This window comes from Micromonospora sp. SL1-18, assembly GCF_047921505.1.
In the GTDB taxonomy this organism is placed as follows: Bacteria; Actinomycetota; Actinomycetes; order Mycobacteriales; family Micromonosporaceae; genus Micromonospora.
Genome location: NZ_JBLROA010000293.1, coordinates 1 through 226, shown reverse-complemented (window position 1 = coordinate 226; position 226 = coordinate 1). Strand labels below are relative to the sequence as shown.

Below are 226 nucleotides of genomic sequence, written 5' to 3'. Positions count from 1 at the left end.
CCGGCCCCTGACGGCGGGCCACCCGGCGGGAGAGCCGTTTGAGGTGCTTGAGCGCGGCGTCGTAGTGTGCCGGGTTCGGCACGAACCGCACTGCGCCCCGGTTGTCGGCGATCACCGCGAGGCATTTCACGCCCAGGCCCACCCCCGCTACCACGTCCGGGCGGGCCGGGGTGCGGTCGGTGGCGCGCTGGATCTCGACCTGGAAGGCCACGAACCACCGACCCCG

At 73.9% G+C, this 226-nt stretch carries 1 protein-coding gene; it reads right to left on the bottom strand.

The window, feature by feature from the left end; translation table 11 throughout:
* Window positions 1-211: transposase (locus ACNAW0_RS31000; RefSeq protein ID WP_416291579.1), on the bottom strand; the 211-nt coding region annotated here is incomplete at its 3' end.
* Between the last annotated feature and the right edge of the window lie 15 nt (window positions 212-226).